Below are 17,979 nucleotides of genomic sequence, written 5' to 3' on the forward strand. Positions count from 1 at the left end.
TACTATTTCACGTCGTTGTAAGTTACCGAGCTTAAGCACCTGTCCAGAAAAGCCGACTTGACCATGGTCAGATCAGTTTTACCTGCGTGCCTACAGCCGCCAGCTCGAACAATTCCGCAATCTGATCGTTATATAAGCCGATGCAGCCATTGGAGGATCTTCTTCCGATCTTGCGTGTGTCGTTGGTGCCGTGGATCCGGTAGTATTGCCAGCTCAAATAAAGTGCATGTGTCCCCAGAGGATTCTCCGGACCCGGGCCCACATAGTCGGGCCAAGCGGGGTTGCGCTTATTCATTGCTGGTGTCGGTCGCCAAGATGGCCCCTCAACCTTGCGAGTTACTGTGGTGTAGCCCAGCCTTGTAAGGTCTTCCGTCAGCGGCACGCTGGTTGGATACATCCGATAGACGCGCTCGTCTTCTGACCAATATTGCAGGACCTTGGACTGTGTATCGGACAGGATCACACCATTCTTAAGCGTATCAAAGTGATCCTGCCATTTAGCAACGCGGAATGAGGAAACATTCCGGCGCGTCCCCTCGGTTGTCATCGATTGGGCCCAAACGGCCGGTGCTGGAAAAAGAGTTGTCGCAGCAAACGCGGCAATCACTCCGCGTCGCGTAACAGCCTTTCTATCCCTGTTCGGTTTCATGCCTGCCATCCCAAGCGTGTATTCTTGCTTTACGACTCATTTGGGCTGTATGCCCGGTTCCCGCGCTGGAAGGTCAACAAACAACAGGTTTTGCGTAAGGGATATTTCATCTGGAATGCCGCCGCCGTAGGCACATGGGGCGGTTTCAAAGGTGGCTTCAGATCGTCAAGCCATTGTGAAGAAAAAACTATTCTTGGGTACTCACACCGAAACAACGTCAATACAGGTAGATAACAAGCATGGAGCGTTTTCCCGAGCTCCTATCGCCTTTGTTCAGATTGCTGCCCGTTGTCGGTCCATTAACAGCAAAGGGCGCAACACCTAAGAGAGCTTTGACCTGTGTCATGGCATCGATTTCCCAATAACCTGTATGGTCGTTGGCACGCGGCCCAGATTCACTGGACACTATACTCTCGCGTAACGGTCGCCATAATAGCTTTGTCTGAATTCACGGGCAGGCACCACCTCGTTGACTGGATTAGCCTCGGAGCGGAATACTGTTACCGTACACACCATTAAGTTGATCGCGAGGTTCTTCGCGGAACATTTGATTGAAATGACACAAAAAACGTGTGCCGCCTGGAATGCTCTACTTTCCTAGCCTACTGTTTCGGGCGAAAAAGATTTGGTGTTAGAAAGTCACGCGGAGTGGTTCCAAAAAATTCCGGTTCCGCCCTAAGGATCTTCAATGCGCGTTCGGCAACCGCTGACATAGGTCACTCACCATAAATCACTTTAATGCTTTCTTGTGACACCCCTGCCCGCTTTCTGTGCCGAACCCGCCCATCTTGCCGCCACAAAGCTCTTGTCTCTTAATGCAAGGACTTCTGTTTTGATGTAGTACACGGTCTCGGAAAACGTTGTGAGTGCAAGCCCACCCAGGGTTCGAATCCCTGTCTCTCCGCCATAAATCAATTCATCCTTCAAGGCTGTTTCTTTGCTTGTGTTGCGATTCCTGCAACGGATGGCATGATGTTGCCACTGCCTGCGGTGTCAATCAGCGCAGTGTGGCTCAAACCCGCAATATGCTGCAAAATCACGTGTTTTCCCCTTTGCTTTAACGTACCTTAACCCCATCTGAGCGACACATCATTTGAAGGAGACATCCAATGTCGCGTCTTTTACTTATCGTAGCCATCGCCGTTATCGGCGGAGGCGCTTACTATTTCGCCACAAAACCTGAACCAACCCCTGCCGAGCAGTTGCAATCGGCGGCTGAAGATGCCTCAGAGGCGGTTGGTGAAGCAGCCTCGGCAATACAAGAGGGCGCTGCTGATGCCGTTGAGGCGGCGACTGAACAAGCATCCGAGGCTGCGTCCTCGATTGCGGATCAGGCCTCGGAAGCTGCATCTTCGGTATCGGAACAGGCCAGCGACGCTGCTACATCTTTGACCGAGCAGGCCAATGATGCAGCCTCAGCAGCTGGCGATCAGGTCGCAGCGCTTGCCGGTCAGGGGCAGGAACTGTTCAACTCGTGGGTTCAGGACGGCATGCTGACCGCGCAGAATTTCGACTATGACGCAATCGTCACGTCGGTTCAGGAAAGCGCCTTGTCTCAGGACATCAAAACACAGGTTATGAAGATCCTCGACGAGATCAAAGCGTCGCCTGAGCTGGTTGTCGCGAAGATACAGGATCTGCGCAATCTGATGACGCAGCAGTGATCAATTCCAGAACCAGCCCTAAGAGGGCTGGTTCACCCGGTCGGGATGCGACTTAATTTGCGTCACATTACGGCATTACCCAATTGACATAGCTCACCGTGTTTGATTGCTTTCTTGAGATTGTTTTGAAAAAATAAAACCTTTTGTCAGTGTGTTACATTGTGACGATGAAGGCCTCGTGCTGAACTCGCATCAAAGAAGGATCGAACGATGACCACCCTGCCCGACACCATGTTTGCCGTTGTTCAGACGCAGGACGGATATTCCGGCACAGCCACGGGACCGACGCTGGAGAATGCCTCGGACTGGTTAGCGGAGGCTGAACTGCCTGTACCTGTCCCAAAGGCGGGACAAGTGTTGATCAAAGTGCGCACTGCCTCGGTGAATCCTTCAGATATCCATTTTATCAAAGGAGAATATGGTCAGCCGCGGGTCAAAGGCGCCGCAGCAGGGTTCGAGGGGTGCGGAGATGTTGTTGCCACCGGTACCGGGGCTGACGCCCTGCTGGATCAGCGCGTGGCCTTTGTGGCAGCAGGCTCTGGTGCCTGGGCCGAGTATGTTGTGACGCAGGCCCAGATGTGTATCCCCTTGCGCCCCGAAATCTCGGATGAGGACGGGGCGGCGCAGATCGTAAACCCGCTAACCGCAATGGCGATGGTGGATATCGCACGGGCTGAGGGCGAGGCTTTTGTGGTCTCTGCCGCCACCAGCCAGCTTGGTAAGTTGATGTGCAGCCTTGGACGGGATCTTGGGTTGAAACCGATCGCTCTGGTGCGGCGCGCCGAAACGGTCGAGATGTTAAAAGGCCTGGGTGCGGCAGAGGTGGTCGTGACCAGCGATACGGATGCGCCGACGCGGTTTGCCACGATCAGTGCAGATCTGAAACCTCGTGTTTTTCTCGACGCGGTTGCCGACCAACTGTCAGAGCAGGTGTTCTGCGCGATGCCCAATGGCGCGCGGTGGGTTTGCTATGGGAAACTCACCACGGAAATGCCGAAGTTGACTCAGATGGGCCAGTTGATCTTCATGAGCAAACGGATCGAGGGCTTCTGGCTGACCCGCTGGATGATGGACACCCCCCCGGCTGATCAAATGCGAGTTGTCAGCGAAGTGCAGGCGCGATTTGCAGATGGGCGCTGGCGTACAGATGTTTCCGCACGGCTTTCGCTACGAGAAGTGCTGCCAAATCTGGCGGATGCTCTGAAAAAGAGTGACGGGAAGGTGATAATCACTCCATAGTAGAACAAAGCGCCGGACTTAACCGGCTTAGGGAGGGTGAGATTGGATAACGCACAGCTGCTGATTAGCGGGCTGGCGAATGGTTGTGTCTACGGCCTGATCGCCCTTGGCTTTGTACTGATTTACAAAGCCACCGAGGCAGTGAATTTTGCGCAGGGCGATTTCATGATGCTGGGTGCGTTTGTCACCATTGGCCTTACGAATACGGAATATATGGGGCTGCCCTTCTGGCTGGCGCTACCGATTTCACTGGGGATTATGGGCGCACTTGGGTATCTGATCGATCGGCTGATCATCCGCCGCGTCTTTGGCGAAAGTCAAACTGCCGTGGTGATCCTAACCATCGCCTTGGGCTTTGTGATCAGGTTTGCAGCTGGTCTGATCTGGGGGCACGAGCCGCAAACGCTGCAGAACCCATTGGCTGGTAAGGAGATCCGGTTCGGTGGTCTTGTGCTGGGGATGGAGGACGTGGCCGTGATTGTTGTCACCGTCCTACTGACCTGGGGTCTTTATGTGTTCTTCAGCAAGACCAAGCTGGGGCTTGCCATGCAAGGTGCGTCTCAAAACCAGTTGGCGGCATATTACATGGGGATACCGGTCAAGCGGGTTCAGGGCTTAATCTGGGCATTGGCCGGAGTTGTCGCCGGGATTGCCGGAATTTTGTTCGCGGCCAAAGGCTCGGTCGATCCCACAACTGGGCTTCTGGGGATCAAGGCATTTGCAGCAGCTGTGATCGGCGGGTTTGGCAGCCTGCCCGGCGCATTGGCCGGCGGGCTAATCGTCGGCGTAATCGAGCCCTTTGCCAGCCGCTATATTGCAGCCGGGTACAGTCAGATCGCGCCTTATGCGCTGTTGCTGGCAGTTCTGATCTTTCGACCGCATGGGCTGTTCAGCCAGGTACGGGTCAAGAAGGTCTGATCGCATGCGGATTGTTTTCAAAACAAACTATATGCAGGACATTCGCCCGTGGAAGGATGGCTATCAGCTTAGCCTCTATCTGATCCTGTTGGCGGTCGTAGCCGCTGCGCCGTGGTGGCTGGATGATTTCTATCTTGGGGAACTGACTAATGTCCTGATCTGGGCCATCGCGGGTTTGGGCTTGATGATCCTAACCGGCCATACCGGGCAGGCCAGCCTTGGCCATGCCGCCTTTCTGGCCGTTGGGTGCTATGCCAATGTTATCCTGATCGAGGCTGGAGTACCATTCCTCATCGCTTTCCCGCTGGCGGGTCTGTTGACCGGCATCGTCGGAGCAACCGTCGCCATCCCTGCGCTACGCCTGCATGGCATCTATCTTGCGATCTTCACCCTGGCTCTGTCTGTGCTCATGGACGACATCATCGTTCTGGCCGAACCCGTCACCGGAGGTGTCGCGGGTAAATATCTGGGTGGTGTCGAAATCTTCGGATATCTGGTCGATCGTTGGGCCACCCCGGCCCCGTTTTTCTGGCTGGTGCTGGCCGTCGCCGTTATCGTGACACTGGGCTATATCAACCTATTGCGCGCGCCCTTGGGCCGCAGCTTCATCGCCGTACGAGACTCTGAGATCTCAGCGCAGGCGATGGGTGTGGATATCGCGCGCACCAAGACAATCTCTTTCGCCCTCTCCTGCGCCGTCACCGGACTAGCAGGCGCATTGATGGGTATGTTCTCTGGGGCGTTCAATAACGAGACATTCAGCGTCGTAATTTCCATCCAATTGCTGATGATGATCGTTATCGGAGGTCTGGGTTCGATCCATGGCGCGTTTTTGGGCGCAGTTGTGATCGGTTTCCTGCCGCAGTTTCTGTCGATTTCAAAGGAATACGCGGCAGCCCTGTTTGGCGGCAATACGGTCGCCATTCCGGGGCTCGAATTCGGCATCTTCGGCATGATCCTGATCGCCTTCATCCTGTTCGAACCGATGGGTCTGTATGGTCGATGGCTAAAAATCCGGACGTGGTTCGAACTGTTCCCCTTCTACCGCAAGGACATGTTCAAACGACAAAAGTCCTATCTCAAGACGGAGCGTCTGAGATGAGCTTGCTGGAGTTTGAAAACGTTACCCTGAAATTCGGCGGTCTGACTGCTGTGGATGATCTGTCCTTCAACGTGCAAGAAGGTGAGGTGTTCGCCATCGTCGGTCCCAACGGCGCCGGCAAATCAACGGTCTTCAACCTGATTTCGCGCTTCTATGATCCTTATGCAGGGGCGATCCACTTTGACGGGCATGATCTGCTGCGTATCAAGCCCTCGGGTGTCGCGGCCTATGGCGTCGCGCGGACATTCCAGAACATTGAACTGTTCGAACATGCGACCGTTTTGCAGAACCTTCTGGTCGGGCGCCACCGGCACCGCAAAACCAATCTGATCTCGGAAATTCTGTTCTCGCCCTCAGCTCGCAGTCAGGAGATCGAGAACCGAGAAAAGGTTGAAGAGATCATCGACTTCCTCGACCTCCAGGCCTTTCGTGACAAGATGATCTCGGGCCTCCCCTATGGCGTGCGTAAGGTGGTCGAAGTCGCCCGAGCGTTGGCCACCGATCCAAAACTCCTGCTGTTGGATGAACCCGCCTCGGGCCTATCGGTGGAAGAGACCACAGATATGCGTTGGTGGATCGATGACATCCGGCGTCAGATGGGCATTACCGTGCTTATGGTAGAGCACGATATGGGTCTGGTCTCGGGCGTGTCCGACCGGGTTCTTGCCATGGCCGACGGAGCGAAGCTTGCCCTTGGAACCCCAACCGAAGTTCAATCTCATCCTGCTGTGGTAGAGGCCTATTTGGGCAAAGCTTCATGAACCAACCGATCCTTAGCATTCGCAATGTTGAAAGTTTTTATGGCCCGATCATGGCCATTCGTGGCGTGTCATTGGACGTGCATCGAGGGCAGGTCGTTTCAATCCTGGGCGCAAATGGCGCGGGCAAGACAACGCTGATGAAAACAATCTCAGGCGTGATGGATCCCGAAAAAGGTTCAATCACATTTGACGGTCAGCAAATACAGGGATCGGAACCTCACAAGGTCGTGCAAAAAGGCATCGTCCATGTGCCCGAGGGACGCGAGGTCTTTCCACTTTTGACCGTCGACGAGAACCTGAACCTTGGGGCTTATACCCTTTCGGATAAAGGACAGATCGATCATGACCGCGATCTGGTGTTTTCCTACTTTCCTGTGTTGAAAGACCGCCGCAATCAAGAGGCTGGCACTCTGTCCGGCGGGCAACAGCAGATGCTGGCGATTGGGCGCGGCCTGATGGCTAACCCGCGTATCATGCTGTTGGATGAGCCTTCGCTGGGCCTATCGCCGCTGCTGGTGCAAGAGATTTTTGGCATTCTCAAACGCCTGAATGACGAACAGAGCATGACAATGATGCTGGTCGAGCAGAACGCTAATGCAGCACTGGAACTCGCCCATCATGGCTATGTAATGGAGATCGGACGGATCGTTATGGATGGTGCGGCTGAAACCTTGCTGCAATCCGAGGACATTCAGAACTTCTATCTGGGCGTTCAGGAAGAAGGCGCGCGAGAAAACCGTCGCTGGAAACGCAAAAAGACGTGGAGGTGAGCTGGATGGACGCAAGCCCCCTGCCCCCTCAGACCAGTATCAACGGTGTGCAGTTCAACGCTACGCCCGGTCAGAGACCCCTGCGAGTCGATGGCTGTGTCACGATATGCGAGCTATTCCAGAAACGCTGTGCCGAACTGGGACAGCGTACGGCGCATCGCGAGAAGGACTTCGGCATCTGGAAATCCTACTCATGGGCCGACTACTGGCAACACGCCAAATGGATCGGGCTGGCCCTGCGCAAGCTGGGTCTGCAACGTGGCGAGGTTGTCTCGATCCTGTCCGAAGACCGCAAGGAATGGGCGTGGTTCGACATGGGCATCCAGTGTGTCGGAGGGATTGCTTCGGGCGTCTACACCACAGATTCGGCCAGCCAGTTAAAATACCTGATCAATGACAGTGGCAGCCGGTTTCTGATCGTTGAAGATGAAGAGCAGTTGGACAAGTTCCTCGAAGTCGAGGCGGATCTGTCCGATCTGCTCAAGGTCATTATCCTTGAGGATGAAGGCCTGCACGACCTGGATCATCCGTGTTGCATGATGATCGAGGACTTGTATGCTCTGGGGCAACAGGCTGAGGTCGATGAACCCGGCGCATTCGAAGCAGAAATCGCTGAAACCACGTCACAAGACACCGCCCTGCTCATATATACGTCAGGTACCACCGGTAATCCCAAAGGCGCCATGCTAAGCCATGAGAACATCATGGCCGCGATAGAGGCAGGGGCGCATTCCCTGCCCTCCCAATCAACCGACGAACAGCTATGCTTTCTGCCGCTCTGTCATATCCTCGAACGCGACGTGTCGATCTACTACCCGCTTGCGATGAAGACTACTGTGAATTTCGCTGAAAGCCCCGAGACAGTGTTCTCCAACCTGCAAGAGGTCTCTCCCGCCACCTTCACTGCCGTCCCGCGCGTGTGGGAGAAGATCTACTCGCAGGTCATGTTCATGGCGAAGGAAGCAACGCCCACAGGACGCTTCGCCTTTGCACAGGCGCTTAAGTCTGGAATGGCGCGCGCTGAATTTATCCTTGCGGGCAAACCTGTTCCAGCACCGATCGCTATGCAGTTCTGGCTTTGGGATCGGCTTGTTCTGCGTAACCTGCGCCGGATGCTGGGCTTAGATCGTCTCCGCCGAGGCGGCTCTGGTGCAGCGCCGATCTCTCCCGATTTGCTCAGGTGGTATTGGGCAATTGGTGTGCCCATTGTCGAGGGCTTCGGTATGACTGAAACCGCCGGCATAGCAGCGCTGAACACGCTTGAGGCCAACAAGATCGGCACCATTGGAAAACCTGTTCCTGGCAACGACCTGCGCATCGCGGAAGACGGAGAAATTCAGGTCAAAGGCCTCAACGTCTTTCAGGGCTACTGGCGCAACAATGCCAAAACAGCCGAAAGCTTCACCTGCGACGGCTGGCTGCGCACCGGGGATATGGGGCATATCGACGAGGAAGGTTTTGTCACCATCACAGGGCGCCTCAAGGACATCATCATCACTGCGGGCGGTAAGAACGTCACGCCCGCAGAGATCGAGAGCGGGTTGAAGTTCAGCCAGTATATCTCGGACGCGGTGATCATCGGGGATCGGCGCAAGTACCTGACGGCGCTAATCATGATCGATCAGGAAAACGTTGAGAAATTCGCACAAGAGCGCAAGATCCCCTTCTCGAACTTTTCTTCCCTTTGTGCTGCGTCCGAAGTGACGGAGCTGATCGGCGAGGAAATCGCAGCGGTCAATAAGGACTTTGCGCGGGTCGAACAGATCAAGGATTTCCGGCTGATCGACGTGTTGCTCACTGCCGAAGATGAGGAGCTGACGGCGACGATGAAACTCAAACGTGGTCTGGTGGAAAAGAAACACGCACATCTCATTGAAGATATGTACAATTAGTTAAGGGGCGACCCAACAGGGAGGAGAAGTATGAAACACTTGTATAAGGGCCTTGCCGCAGCGACGGCATTGACTGCATCTGCCACGATCAGCTGGGCGCAAACACAAGGCGTGACAGATGACGAGATCGTCATTGGCTCAGTCAACGACCTCAGCGGCATCTTCGCTGCTGTGGGCGTTCCGGCCACCAAAGGCGCAAATGTGGTCTTTGATCGCGTCAACGCCGAGGGTGGCGTGCATGGCCGCAAGATCCGCTTTGTCGTCGAGGATAACGGCTACCAGATGCCACGCGCGATGCAGGGCTATAACAAGCTGCTGAACCGTGACAAGGTTTTCGCGATGTTGCAGTCGCTGGGTACGCCGATGAATGTTGCTGGGTTCAAGCTGCTGGATCCGAAAGGTATTCCCAACGTCGCCCCTCTGACCGCCGCGCGGCAAATGCTGCAAGAGCCGATGAAGAACAAGTTCACCTCATTCTCGACCTATTACGATCAAGCTCGGATTGGGGTGAAGTATCTGAACGGTGAATTTGGATCGCAAACCGTTTGCACCATGTACCTGCCTACTGATTTCGGTGAGGAAATTCTGGAAGGCAGCAAAGCGGGAGCCGAAGAGGCTGGCATCACTTTCGGCGCTGAGACCACCCATAAACCGGACGAGACGGATTTCGTGGGGTCCTTGAGCAAGCTTAAAGAAGAAGGTTGTGACATCGTCACGATGGCGCTCGGCGTGCGTCAGGCAATCACTGTTGTTGGAACGGCCAAGAAAATGGGCCTGACCGACATGAAGTTCCTCGGCACCTCTGCCAGCTTCCTAACCGTGGTGGCGCAGGTGCCCGGTGGTGTGACCGACGGTTTCTATGCGGCGGCCTCGTGGCTGGATCTCTGGGCGCGCGCCGAAGAGCCCGCCCCGGCAGCATTTATTTCTGAATACAAAGAGGCTACGGGCGAAGACCCGGTCGGATTTTCAATGCTGGGCTATTCAGCGGCCGAGATGATGGTCAAAGCGCTTGAAGCTGCAGGTCCTGATCTGACGCATGATAGCTTCATTGCCGCGATGGAATCTCTGGATTACATGGATGAATTGGTCGGCAACCAGATCACATATGGGCCCGATGACCATCAGGGTGCTGACACTGTATTTGTCAGCGTCGTCGAAAATGGTGCGTGGAAACTGGTTTACGAAGAATAAACCGACCAAGGAAAAAGGGCTCGCAGTTGCGAGCCCTTTCCAATTCGGTATCCGTAGCGATTAACGCTTGGAGAACTGGAACGAACGACGCGCTTTGCGCTTACCGTATTTCTTACGTTCCACAACGCGGCTGTCGCGGGTCAGGAAGCCTGCGGCTTTCAGAGCGCCACGCAGGTTGGGATCGTACAGTTGCAGCGCTTTCGAGATGCCGTGCTTGACCGCACCGGCCTGACCGGTCAGGCCACCACCTTTGACGGTTGCAACAACGTCGAACTCACCTTCCACACCAGCAACCTGGAACGGCTGGCGCAGGATCAGCTGCAGAACGGGACGCGCAAAATACTTGTCCTGATCCTTGCCGTTCACGGTGACCTTGCCGGAACCCGGCTTGATCCAAACGCGGGCAACAGCGTCTTTACGCTTGCCGGTGGCGTAGGAACGACCCAGCTCGTCACGTACGGGTTCACGTACGATGACTTCTTCGGCCACGGTTTCAACGCCTGCGACGGCGCTCAGCTCTTCGAGAGTATTGATCTGATCAGCCATCGGTCATTAGCTCCGGGTGTTTTTCTTGTTCATGGACTTAACGTCCAGAACTTCGGGCGCTTGCGCCTCATGAGGATGCTCGGCACCAGCATAAACGCGCAGGTTGGTCATCTGCTGACGCGCCAGACGGTTGCCCGGCAGCATGCGCTTGACCGCTTGGGTCACGACGCGCTCGGGGTGTGCACCCTCAAGGATCTGCTGCTTGGTGCGCGACTTGATGCCGCCCGGGTGGCCAGTGTGCCAGTAGAAGTTCTCTTCGCGCTTCTTGCCGGTCATCTGGATTTTGTCAGCGTTGATCACGATGACATTGTCGCCCATGTCCATGTTGGGTGTGAACGACGCTTTGTGCTTGCCACGCAGGCGCATGGCGACGATCGAGGCAAGACGGCCCAGAACAACGCCCTCGGCGTCGATCAGGATCCATTTCTTGTCGATGTCTGCAGGTGTTGCAGAAAAGGTTTTCATGGCAGGATAGTCCTGTTTGATGTGAAAGACCGCCCCTTGGCGGAGCGGCCCGAATTCGATGGAGGGGGTTTAGACCTACTAGTTATGCAGGTCAATACAGGCAAAGTATAATATATCTATCAATAACAATAACTTATAAAATAGGTATTATTTTACCCCAAAATTTCTTCGGCATATCCAATTTTGCGTAGCTTAGTTAAGCTAGACTCAACCAAGATCATCCAATGTCGGAGGTGGCTATGCAAGAATTGGAACAGGTTATCGCTGCCTATGGTGCGGCATGGCAGTCGACCGATCCCGAAAGGCGACTGAGCCTTCTTGAGCAGTGTTTTGCACAAACTGGTCGTTACGTCGATCCAACTGCAGAAGTTTCCGGCAGAGATCAACTCAATGCCCATATCGGAGCGGTTCTGAGTGATACAAAGGGCCGAGTTGAGCTGACCAGTGAGCCGAATTCACACCATGATGTGGTCCACTTCACCTGGCATATGATTGCTTCCGATGGGTCCATTATGGTTACCGGGCATGATTTCATTCGTCTCGATGCCGATGGCAAGATTGCACATTTGGCGGGCTTTTTTGGCGACCCTGCCCCAGTGCAATAGCGGCTAAACGCTTATTTGTTCGGGTGGGTTATCGAGCAGCGCGCGCAGACGCAGCATGGCATCTTCGAACTTCTCGAGCGAGACATGCCCATTCACCGCTATACGAACGGCATTTGGCGCGCGACCATCCCGCAGCGCGAATTCATCGGCCGATCGCAGCTGAATACCTTCCCGCTCGGCCGCCCGGCTGAACGCAGCAGACCGCCAACCGGAAGGCAAATGAAGCCAGACGAAGGGAATCTCCGAATCCCAGTTTAGATCGAAGCCACCCAGGGCGTTTACCGCCACACGTACATATTCGCCCATCTTGGTACGGACGTTTTTTGCAAGTTGCCTCGCCTCTGGATGTCCCAACAGCAACCGCGTCAACTCAGCCAAAGGCTGGGCGAGCCCGAAATACCCGTATTCTGCAGAACGCCGCAGATCGACGCTCTGCTCTTTCGGTGCGATGGCGAAACCTACCCGTAATGCTGGTGTTAGAGTTTTCGAAATTGACGAAACATGCCAGCCCCGTTCGGGTGCCAAAGCACGATAGCTGGGCGCGCGGGCCTCGCCCATGCGATAGCAATCGTCTTCGATGATCTGTAATTCATGCTTTCGCGCAATCTCGACAACTTCTTTGCGCCGCTCCAAAGGTGAATGCCCGCCCGTTGGGTTCTGCACTTCGGGTGAGACGCAGATCGCCTGCGCCTTCGTTTGCCTGAGGATGTGGTCCAGCGCATCGGGGCTTATGCCCCATTTGTCCATTTTTACCCCGACAACCTCGGCGCGCATCAACTCACCTGCCCGTCTGAACCCGGCATAAGACAAGTCCTCAACCAACACGATGGGTTTTGGATCTTTCAGAACGGTCTGGAACACAACGCAAATGCCACTTTGCCCACCATGTGTCAGTACAATGTCATCTGCATTAATTGAGCCCAGAGGAAGATCTGACAACCAGTCGGCCACAACCTGGCGCACGGGTAGGTAGGCATCTCGGGTCGGATAGTTCATAAACATCCGCGGATCGCCTTTTGCAACCTTTTCAAGGCATTCGCGGATTAATGTCACCTGCCCCACATCCGGCAAGCGTGGGCTGAACAGGCTGACATTGGATTCATATTTGTCGTCCCTCAGATGTAGCTGCCGCGACCAGACATCATCCAGAATGGGCGATCTCGGCGGGGCTACAAATGTACCACGCCCGACCTCGGCTTGTAGCAAACCTTCATCGGTCAGGATCGTATAGGCGCGCGCGACAGTGCCTGGTGTAATCTTTAATCGATACGCTAACTCACGCACCGGAGGCAGTTTCTTTCCAACCTCCAGCGTTTTGTTTTCTATCGCTTTTCGGATCGTGTCAGCGACCAGAGTATATTTTGGACCTTTGGATTTCGGTAGCGCCTCTGGCCAAATTGTATCCATTACAATTCTTCCTTTGATTTCGACACAATGCTGAATGTATCAAAGTAGTGTACCGAACATTTTTACTTTGTGTCAATACAATTTGAAAGGATACCCAAGATGACACGCGCAATGCACAACCCCGCCCTCTTGCTGCTGAACGACAGCCCCCGGCTGCCGCTGATCGCCGCGCTGGCCGTGCGGTTTGCGGCGTCGGTCACACAATGGGAACAACGCCGCCGCAGCCGGGTAAACTTAGGTAAGCTGGATGACAGGCTGCTCCGCGATGTCGGGCTGACCCGCCATCGGGCAGATGCAGAAGTCAGCCGCTATTTCTGGATGAAATAGACTATCCCCAGTCCCATCTAAGGGACCTCTTCCTGGCCGGGGTTTATCCCCGGCCTTTTTTACCCAAAGGCAGCAGCGGCTGAGCCTTCTGGAGGAAGCGAATAGGTCATGCTGGCCCGCGCGACGGGTTTGTCAGAGCCTTCCGAGTAAATCAGCACATCCCCGACAGCCAGTGTTCGACCTAATTTCAACAACCTACACTCAGCAATCAGGTCCGCCCCGCCTTCGGGCTTGCGCAAGAAATCCAGAGAACTGTTGGTGGTGACAGCCAGAGATTGCCGACCTTTCCGTGCCAAAACCATTGCATATACACTGACATCGGCCAGCCCGAACATGGACGGACCAGATACTGTGCCTCCGGGGCGCAGGTGACGGTCTTCGACCCTCAGGCGCATGGTGATGTTGGCTTCTGTCAGATCCTCGACCACAAAGTCGCTATGAACCTGTGGAAACACCTGCGCCAGGTATTCCGTCAATTCTTGCTTGTTCAGTGCTAATGACATGCTTCCCCTCGTCGCTCTGCCCGCCTAGAGTTGGCCTGAACGCCAGCGGGAGGGCAAGATGGCAATTCTGGAACGTCACGACACAGGTGCAATTGCACGGCTTCGAATGAACGCGCCTGAGCGGTTGAACGCCCTCAGCGATGAAATGCTGGCGGCCCTGCAGGCAGAGTTCAATGCGCTGCGCGAAGACAAGTCGATTCGTGTTGTTGTTCTTTCCGGTGCGGGGAAAGCCTTTTGCGCGGGGCACGATCTGAAACAGATGACCCAGGGGCGGCAGGCACCCGATGGTGGGCTTTCCTATTTTCAGGATCTGTTCGACCGATGTGCCAAGATGATGATGTCCATTCAGTCCCTGCCCCAACCCGTGATCGCCCAAGCGCACGGGATCGCCACTGCCGCAGGGTGTCAGCTTGTAGCAACCTGTGACCTGGCAATCGCGGCCGAGGGTACACGGTTCGGCGTAAATGGTGTCAATATCGGCTTGTTCTGCTCCACTCCGATGGTGGCTCTCAGCCGGAATATACCGCGGAAACAGGCGTTTGAAATGCTCACGACCGGTGATTTTATCACCGCCGAACGCGCGGCTGAGCTGGGTCTGATCAATCGAGCGGTTCCCGAGAACTTGTTGGAAGATGAAACCAATGCGTTGGCCGAGAAGTTGGCAGGCAAGCTCAGCAGTGCGGTGAAAATCGGTAAAACCGCTTTTTATCAACAGATTACAATGCGGACTGATCAGGCATACGATTATACCGCCGAGGTAATGGCACAGAATATGATGGACCGGAATACTGAGGAAGGAATTAGTGCCTTTATCGAAAAGCGCCCGCCTGATTGGCACCAGTAACGCAATTATTTAATACATTTTTGCCGACTGTTCGCATTTTTTCACTTTTCAAAAGGGCGACACTGTGGCAAAGCTGGGTCAAGGCCAAGGCCTGACCATACTTTTGGGTCGCCGTGGGCGGAAGGTCCCTCCAAGCTGGTTTCTCTCACCGGCGTTGACATTCCCGCAGCGGCGACCCCAAGAATCCCCCTCAGAACTAAAGCGATTACTGCGCATTGCGCATGGCGCTGCTCTGCCCTATTTGGCAGCCCATGACAGAGACATTGCATATCGTGGGCGGCGGCATGGCCGGGTCCGAGGCCGCCTGGCAGGCAGCGGAAATGGGCGTGGATGTTGTGATCCACGAAATGCGTCCTAATGTGGGCACGTTTGCACACCAGACCGGCAATCTGGCCGAGATGGTGTGTTCGAACTCATTCCGATCGGATGATGATGAACAGAATGCAGTCGGCTTGCTGCATTGGGAAATGCGCGCGGCAAACGGGTTGATCATGACGACCGCAGATAGCCATCGCCTGCCTGCGGGTGGCGCGCTTGCGGTTGACCGTGATCCTTTTGCCGAAGCCGTAACTGCCAAGCTGAAGGCCCATCCACGGGTCTCGGTCTCTGCGGAAGAAGTAACCAGTCTACCCCAAGACGGAAAGTGGATCTTTGCAACCGGGCCGTTGACCTCGCCCGCATTGGGGGAAGCCATTCGCGCAGAGACTGGTGCCGAGGCGCTGGCCTTTTTCGACGCGATCGCCCCCATCGTCTATGCAGACAGCATTGATATGAGCAAAGCCTGGATGCAGTCACGCTACGATAAGGGCGAGACTGAGGAAGAGCGCACCGCCTACCTCAACTGTCCGATGGATCGTGACCAGCACGAAGCCTTCATTGATGCGCTGCTGGCTGCAGATAAGACCGAATTCCACGAGGGAGAGACCGCTGGTTATTTCGACGGCTGTCTGCCGATCGAGGTTATGGCCGAGCGCGGTCGTGAAACTTTACGCCATGGCCCGATGAAACCTGTTGGCCTGACAAATCCGCATCAACCGGACGTAAAACCTTATGCCGTCGTCCAATTGCGGCGCGACAATGCCTTGGGCACGTTGTTCAATATCGTCGGCTTTCAAACCAAGATGAAATACGGAGCGCAGACCGAGGTATTTCGTATGATACCGGGTTTGGAAAATGCCAGCTTTGCGCGATTGGGTGGCATTCACCGCAACACTTTCATCAACTCTCCGACTTTGCTGGACGCGCAGATGCGGCTCAAGTCTAGGCCAAATATTCGTTTTGCGGGGCAAATTACGGGGGTGGAAGGGTATGTGGAAAGCGCAGCGATGGGCCTTTTGGCAGGCCGTTTGGCCGCTGCCGAAATACTAGGCCGATCCCTTCCCGACGTACCGCAAGACAGTGCGATGGGCGCATTGATCCACCACATCACGGGCGGCGCCGAAGCCAAGACCTTCCAGCCGATGAACGTGAATTTCGGTCTGTTTCGCCCGGTCGACGGCCTGAAGGGGGGGCGCCGAGGCCGTAAGGACCGCTACAAGGCCTATACCGATCGCGCAAAAGAAGTCTGGAGCGATTGGGTAAAGCAGTGTTGACTGGACGTCGCCCCCAGCCTGCGCCTAACATGTAAGGTATGAGCGATAAGTTTCTGAAAGACACATACAATCTGAATTCTGCCCAGGAAACGCACGATCACTACCAAAAATGGGCGGCCTCATACGATGATGAAGTCGGTGAGCACGGATATGTCACCCCGGACCGTGTTGCGGCAGCATTGAAATCCTTTGTCTCAGATGCTGATGTGCCGGTGCTGGACTACGGATGCGGTACCGGGTTGTCGGGTTTAGCACTTCGCAAGGCGGGTTTTCGTGTCATCGATGGGATGGATCCAACACCAAAGATGCTGGAAGGTGCCGCTGCCAAGGGGGTTTATCGCAACTTGATAAACTTCGAAGTTACTGATCCCAACCCCATTGAGGCCGAGGCTTACTCAGCCATAACATGCATTGGCGTCATCGGTGTTGGTGCCGCGCCGCCTGAAACCTTTGATCTACTTATGAACGCGCTGCCACGTGGCGGATATCTGGCGTTTTCCTTCAACGATCACACTTTGGCTGACCGCACTTACACCGGGCGGCTGAACGACTGGCTGGACATGGGTCACGCAAGGCTGTTATTCCGCGAATACGGTCCGCACCTACCGGGTATGGACATGAAATCTGACGTTTATGTTGTTGAAAAAACGTGACATTCACAACGCGTTTCGCACCATCTCCAACAGGTCCGCTGCATCTAGGGCATGCCTATTCCGCGCTTCTTGCGTTTGATCAGGCACGGGCTGCGGGTGGATCATTTCTTTTGCGGATCGAAGATATTGATCAATCGCGATCCAGGTCTCGTTGGGAAACCCAGATCTACGACGACCTGCACTGGCTTGGACTGCACTGGCCGCACCCGGTGATGCGCCAGTCGGACAGGCTGCCGCGATACAGAGAGGCATTGGAGATTCTCAAAAACACGGGCCTGGTCTACCCTTGCAGCTGCAATCGTGCCGATATCGAATCTGCGGCCGGTGCTCCGCAGGAAGGTGTACCCCAGTTCGGACCTGACGGGCGCATCTATCCAGGCACGTGCCGCGACCGCCCTTTGTCGAATGCTTCAGCTGGTGATGTTCTGCGCCTGAACATGCACAAGGCAATCAAGGCATCCGAACTTCGTGGATTTTGTGAAACTGGTGCGAAGTATTTGGGAACGCATGAGCTTGATGCGCACAACCTCATGAACGCGGTTGGCGATATCATTCTCGTTCGGCGCAATATGGGCAGTTCGTATCACCTGTCCGTTGTGGTTGATGACGCGGACCAGAACATCTCCCATGTGGTCCGGGGCGAGGATTTGTTCGATGCCACGCAGATACATGTCCTTTTACAAGGGCTGCTTGGGTTGCCGACACCTGTTTATCATCATCACCGTCTGATCCGGGACAACAACGGCAAACGCCTCGCAAAACGTGACGACGCACGCGCCATCTCGCTTTATCGCGAACAAGGAGCATCTCCCGCTGAAATCAGAGAGATGGTGGGCATTTGACCTGACCAC

General features: G+C 55.1%; 18 protein-coding genes and 1 pseudogene. 14 read left to right on the forward strand and 5 right to left on the reverse strand.

Annotation, left to right across the window (positions count from 1 at the left end):
• Positions 1-67 precede the first annotated feature (67 nt).
• On the reverse strand, positions 68-658 hold the full coding sequence (locus tag ACRZ96_RS02825; RefSeq protein WP_480615007.1) for a L,D-transpeptidase: 591 nt from the start codon (positions 656-658) through the stop codon (positions 68-70).
• A 1,100-nt stretch (positions 659-1,758) separates the two neighbouring features.
• Here ACRZ96_RS02825 and ACRZ96_RS02830 point away from each other — a divergent pair.
• The 8 genes from ACRZ96_RS02830 (at position 1,759) to ACRZ96_RS02865 (ending at position 10,186) form a co-directional block, all read left to right on the forward strand.
• Positions 1,759-2,313 (forward strand): hypothetical protein, encoded by a 555-nt coding sequence (locus ACRZ96_RS02830; RefSeq protein ID WP_170393102.1) that lies wholly within the window; start codon positions 1,759-1,761, stop codon positions 2,311-2,313.
• A gap of 210 nt (positions 2,314-2,523) precedes the next feature.
• On the forward strand, positions 2,524-3,552 hold the full coding sequence (locus ACRZ96_RS02835) for an alcohol dehydrogenase catalytic domain-containing protein (RefSeq protein ID WP_480814218.1): 1,029 nt from the start codon (positions 2,524-2,526) through the stop codon (positions 3,550-3,552).
• Positions 3,553-3,594: 42 nt separating this feature from the next.
• Positions 3,595-4,470 carry a branched-chain amino acid ABC transporter permease gene (locus tag ACRZ96_RS02840; protein WP_170393104.1) on the forward strand — a complete coding sequence of 292 codons (876 nt, stop codon included), beginning with the start codon at positions 3,595-3,597 and terminating at the stop codon, positions 4,468-4,470.
• Between the two features lie 4 nt (positions 4,471-4,474).
• Positions 4,475-5,572 (forward strand): branched-chain amino acid ABC transporter permease, encoded by a 1,098-nt coding sequence (locus ACRZ96_RS02845; RefSeq protein WP_170662529.1) that lies wholly within the window; start codon positions 4,475-4,477, stop codon positions 5,570-5,572.
• On the forward strand, positions 5,569-6,333 hold the full coding sequence (locus ACRZ96_RS02850; protein WP_170662527.1) for an ABC transporter ATP-binding protein: 765 nt from the start codon (positions 5,569-5,571) through the stop codon (positions 6,331-6,333). The genes ACRZ96_RS02845 and ACRZ96_RS02850 overlap by 4 nt, the downstream gene beginning before the upstream one ends.
• Positions 6,330-7,103 carry an ABC transporter ATP-binding protein gene (locus ACRZ96_RS02855; RefSeq protein WP_170405694.1) on the forward strand — a complete coding sequence of 258 codons (774 nt, stop codon included), beginning with the start codon at positions 6,330-6,332 and terminating at the stop codon, positions 7,101-7,103. Before ACRZ96_RS02850 ends, ACRZ96_RS02855 begins: the two co-directional genes overlap by 4 nt.
• A gap of 5 nt (positions 7,104-7,108) precedes the next feature.
• Entirely contained in the window at positions 7,109-8,995 is a 1,887-nt protein-coding gene (locus ACRZ96_RS02860) for an AMP-dependent synthetase/ligase (RefSeq protein WP_480814219.1), read from the forward strand.
• Positions 8,996-9,025: 30 nt separating this feature from the next.
• Positions 9,026-10,186, forward strand: coding sequence for an ABC transporter substrate-binding protein (locus ACRZ96_RS02865; protein ID WP_480814220.1), 1,161 nt, complete (start codon positions 9,026-9,028; stop codon positions 10,184-10,186).
• 60 nt (positions 10,187-10,246) lie between these two features.
• Here the strand turns inward: ACRZ96_RS02865 and rpsI are convergent, their stop codons facing one another.
• Both rpsI and rplM read right to left on the reverse strand, forming a co-directional pair.
• Complete coding sequence (gene rpsI, locus ACRZ96_RS02870) at positions 10,247-10,732, reverse strand: 30S ribosomal protein S9 (protein WP_010440030.1); 486 nt, start codon at positions 10,730-10,732, stop codon at positions 10,247-10,249.
• 6 nt (positions 10,733-10,738) lie between these two features.
• Complete coding sequence (gene rplM / locus ACRZ96_RS02875; protein WP_039536983.1) at positions 10,739-11,197, reverse strand: 50S ribosomal protein L13; 459 nt, start codon at positions 11,195-11,197, stop codon at positions 10,739-10,741.
• A gap of 239 nt (positions 11,198-11,436) precedes the next feature.
• Between rplM and ACRZ96_RS02880 the strand changes: the two genes are divergently transcribed.
• Complete coding sequence (locus tag ACRZ96_RS02880; RefSeq protein WP_170421555.1) at positions 11,437-11,802, forward strand: nuclear transport factor 2 family protein; 366 nt, start codon at positions 11,437-11,439, stop codon at positions 11,800-11,802.
• Between the two features lie 3 nt (positions 11,803-11,805).
• Here the strand turns inward: ACRZ96_RS02880 and ACRZ96_RS02885 are convergent, their stop codons facing one another.
• Positions 11,806-13,209, reverse strand: a complete 1,404-nt coding sequence (locus ACRZ96_RS02885; RefSeq protein ID WP_170421552.1) for an aminotransferase-like domain-containing protein — start codon at positions 13,207-13,209, stop codon at positions 11,806-11,808.
• Positions 13,210-13,308: 99 nt separating this feature from the next.
• Between ACRZ96_RS02885 and ACRZ96_RS02890 the strand changes: the two genes are divergently transcribed.
• On the forward strand, positions 13,309-13,536 hold the full coding sequence (locus tag ACRZ96_RS02890) for a YjiS-like domain-containing protein (protein WP_170393113.1): 228 nt from the start codon (positions 13,309-13,311) through the stop codon (positions 13,534-13,536).
• A 59-nt stretch (positions 13,537-13,595) separates the two neighbouring features.
• Here ACRZ96_RS02890 and ACRZ96_RS02895 read toward each other — a convergent pair whose 3' ends face one another.
• Positions 13,596-14,039 (reverse strand): PaaI family thioesterase, encoded by a 444-nt coding sequence (locus ACRZ96_RS02895; protein ID WP_480704777.1) that lies wholly within the window; start codon positions 14,037-14,039, stop codon positions 13,596-13,598.
• Positions 14,040-14,088: 49 nt separating this feature from the next.
• Here ACRZ96_RS02895 and ACRZ96_RS02900 point away from each other — a divergent pair.
• The 4 genes and pseudogenes from ACRZ96_RS02900 to gluQRS form a co-directional block, all read left to right on the forward strand.
• Positions 14,089-14,883: pseudogene (locus ACRZ96_RS02900) on the forward strand (enoyl-CoA hydratase); the annotation flags it as partial.
• 251 nt (positions 14,884-15,134) lie between these two features.
• Positions 15,135-16,475: a methylenetetrahydrofolate--tRNA-(uracil(54)-C(5))-methyltransferase (FADH(2)-oxidizing) TrmFO gene (trmFO, locus tag ACRZ96_RS02905; protein ID WP_170405674.1), complete on the forward strand. Its 1,341-nt coding sequence runs from the start codon at positions 15,135-15,137 to the stop codon at positions 16,473-16,475.
• A gap of 38 nt (positions 16,476-16,513) precedes the next feature.
• Positions 16,514-17,128: a class I SAM-dependent methyltransferase gene (locus ACRZ96_RS02910; RefSeq protein ID WP_170595665.1), complete on the forward strand. Its 615-nt coding sequence runs from the start codon at positions 16,514-16,516 to the stop codon at positions 17,126-17,128.
• Positions 17,125-17,970, forward strand: coding sequence for a tRNA glutamyl-Q(34) synthetase GluQRS (gene gluQRS / locus ACRZ96_RS02915; protein WP_480704775.1), 846 nt, complete (start codon positions 17,125-17,127; stop codon positions 17,968-17,970). Before ACRZ96_RS02910 ends, gluQRS begins: the two co-directional genes overlap by 4 nt.
• Positions 17,971-17,979 lie beyond the last annotated feature (9 nt).

This window comes from Ruegeria sp. CF1, from assembly GCF_056537445.1.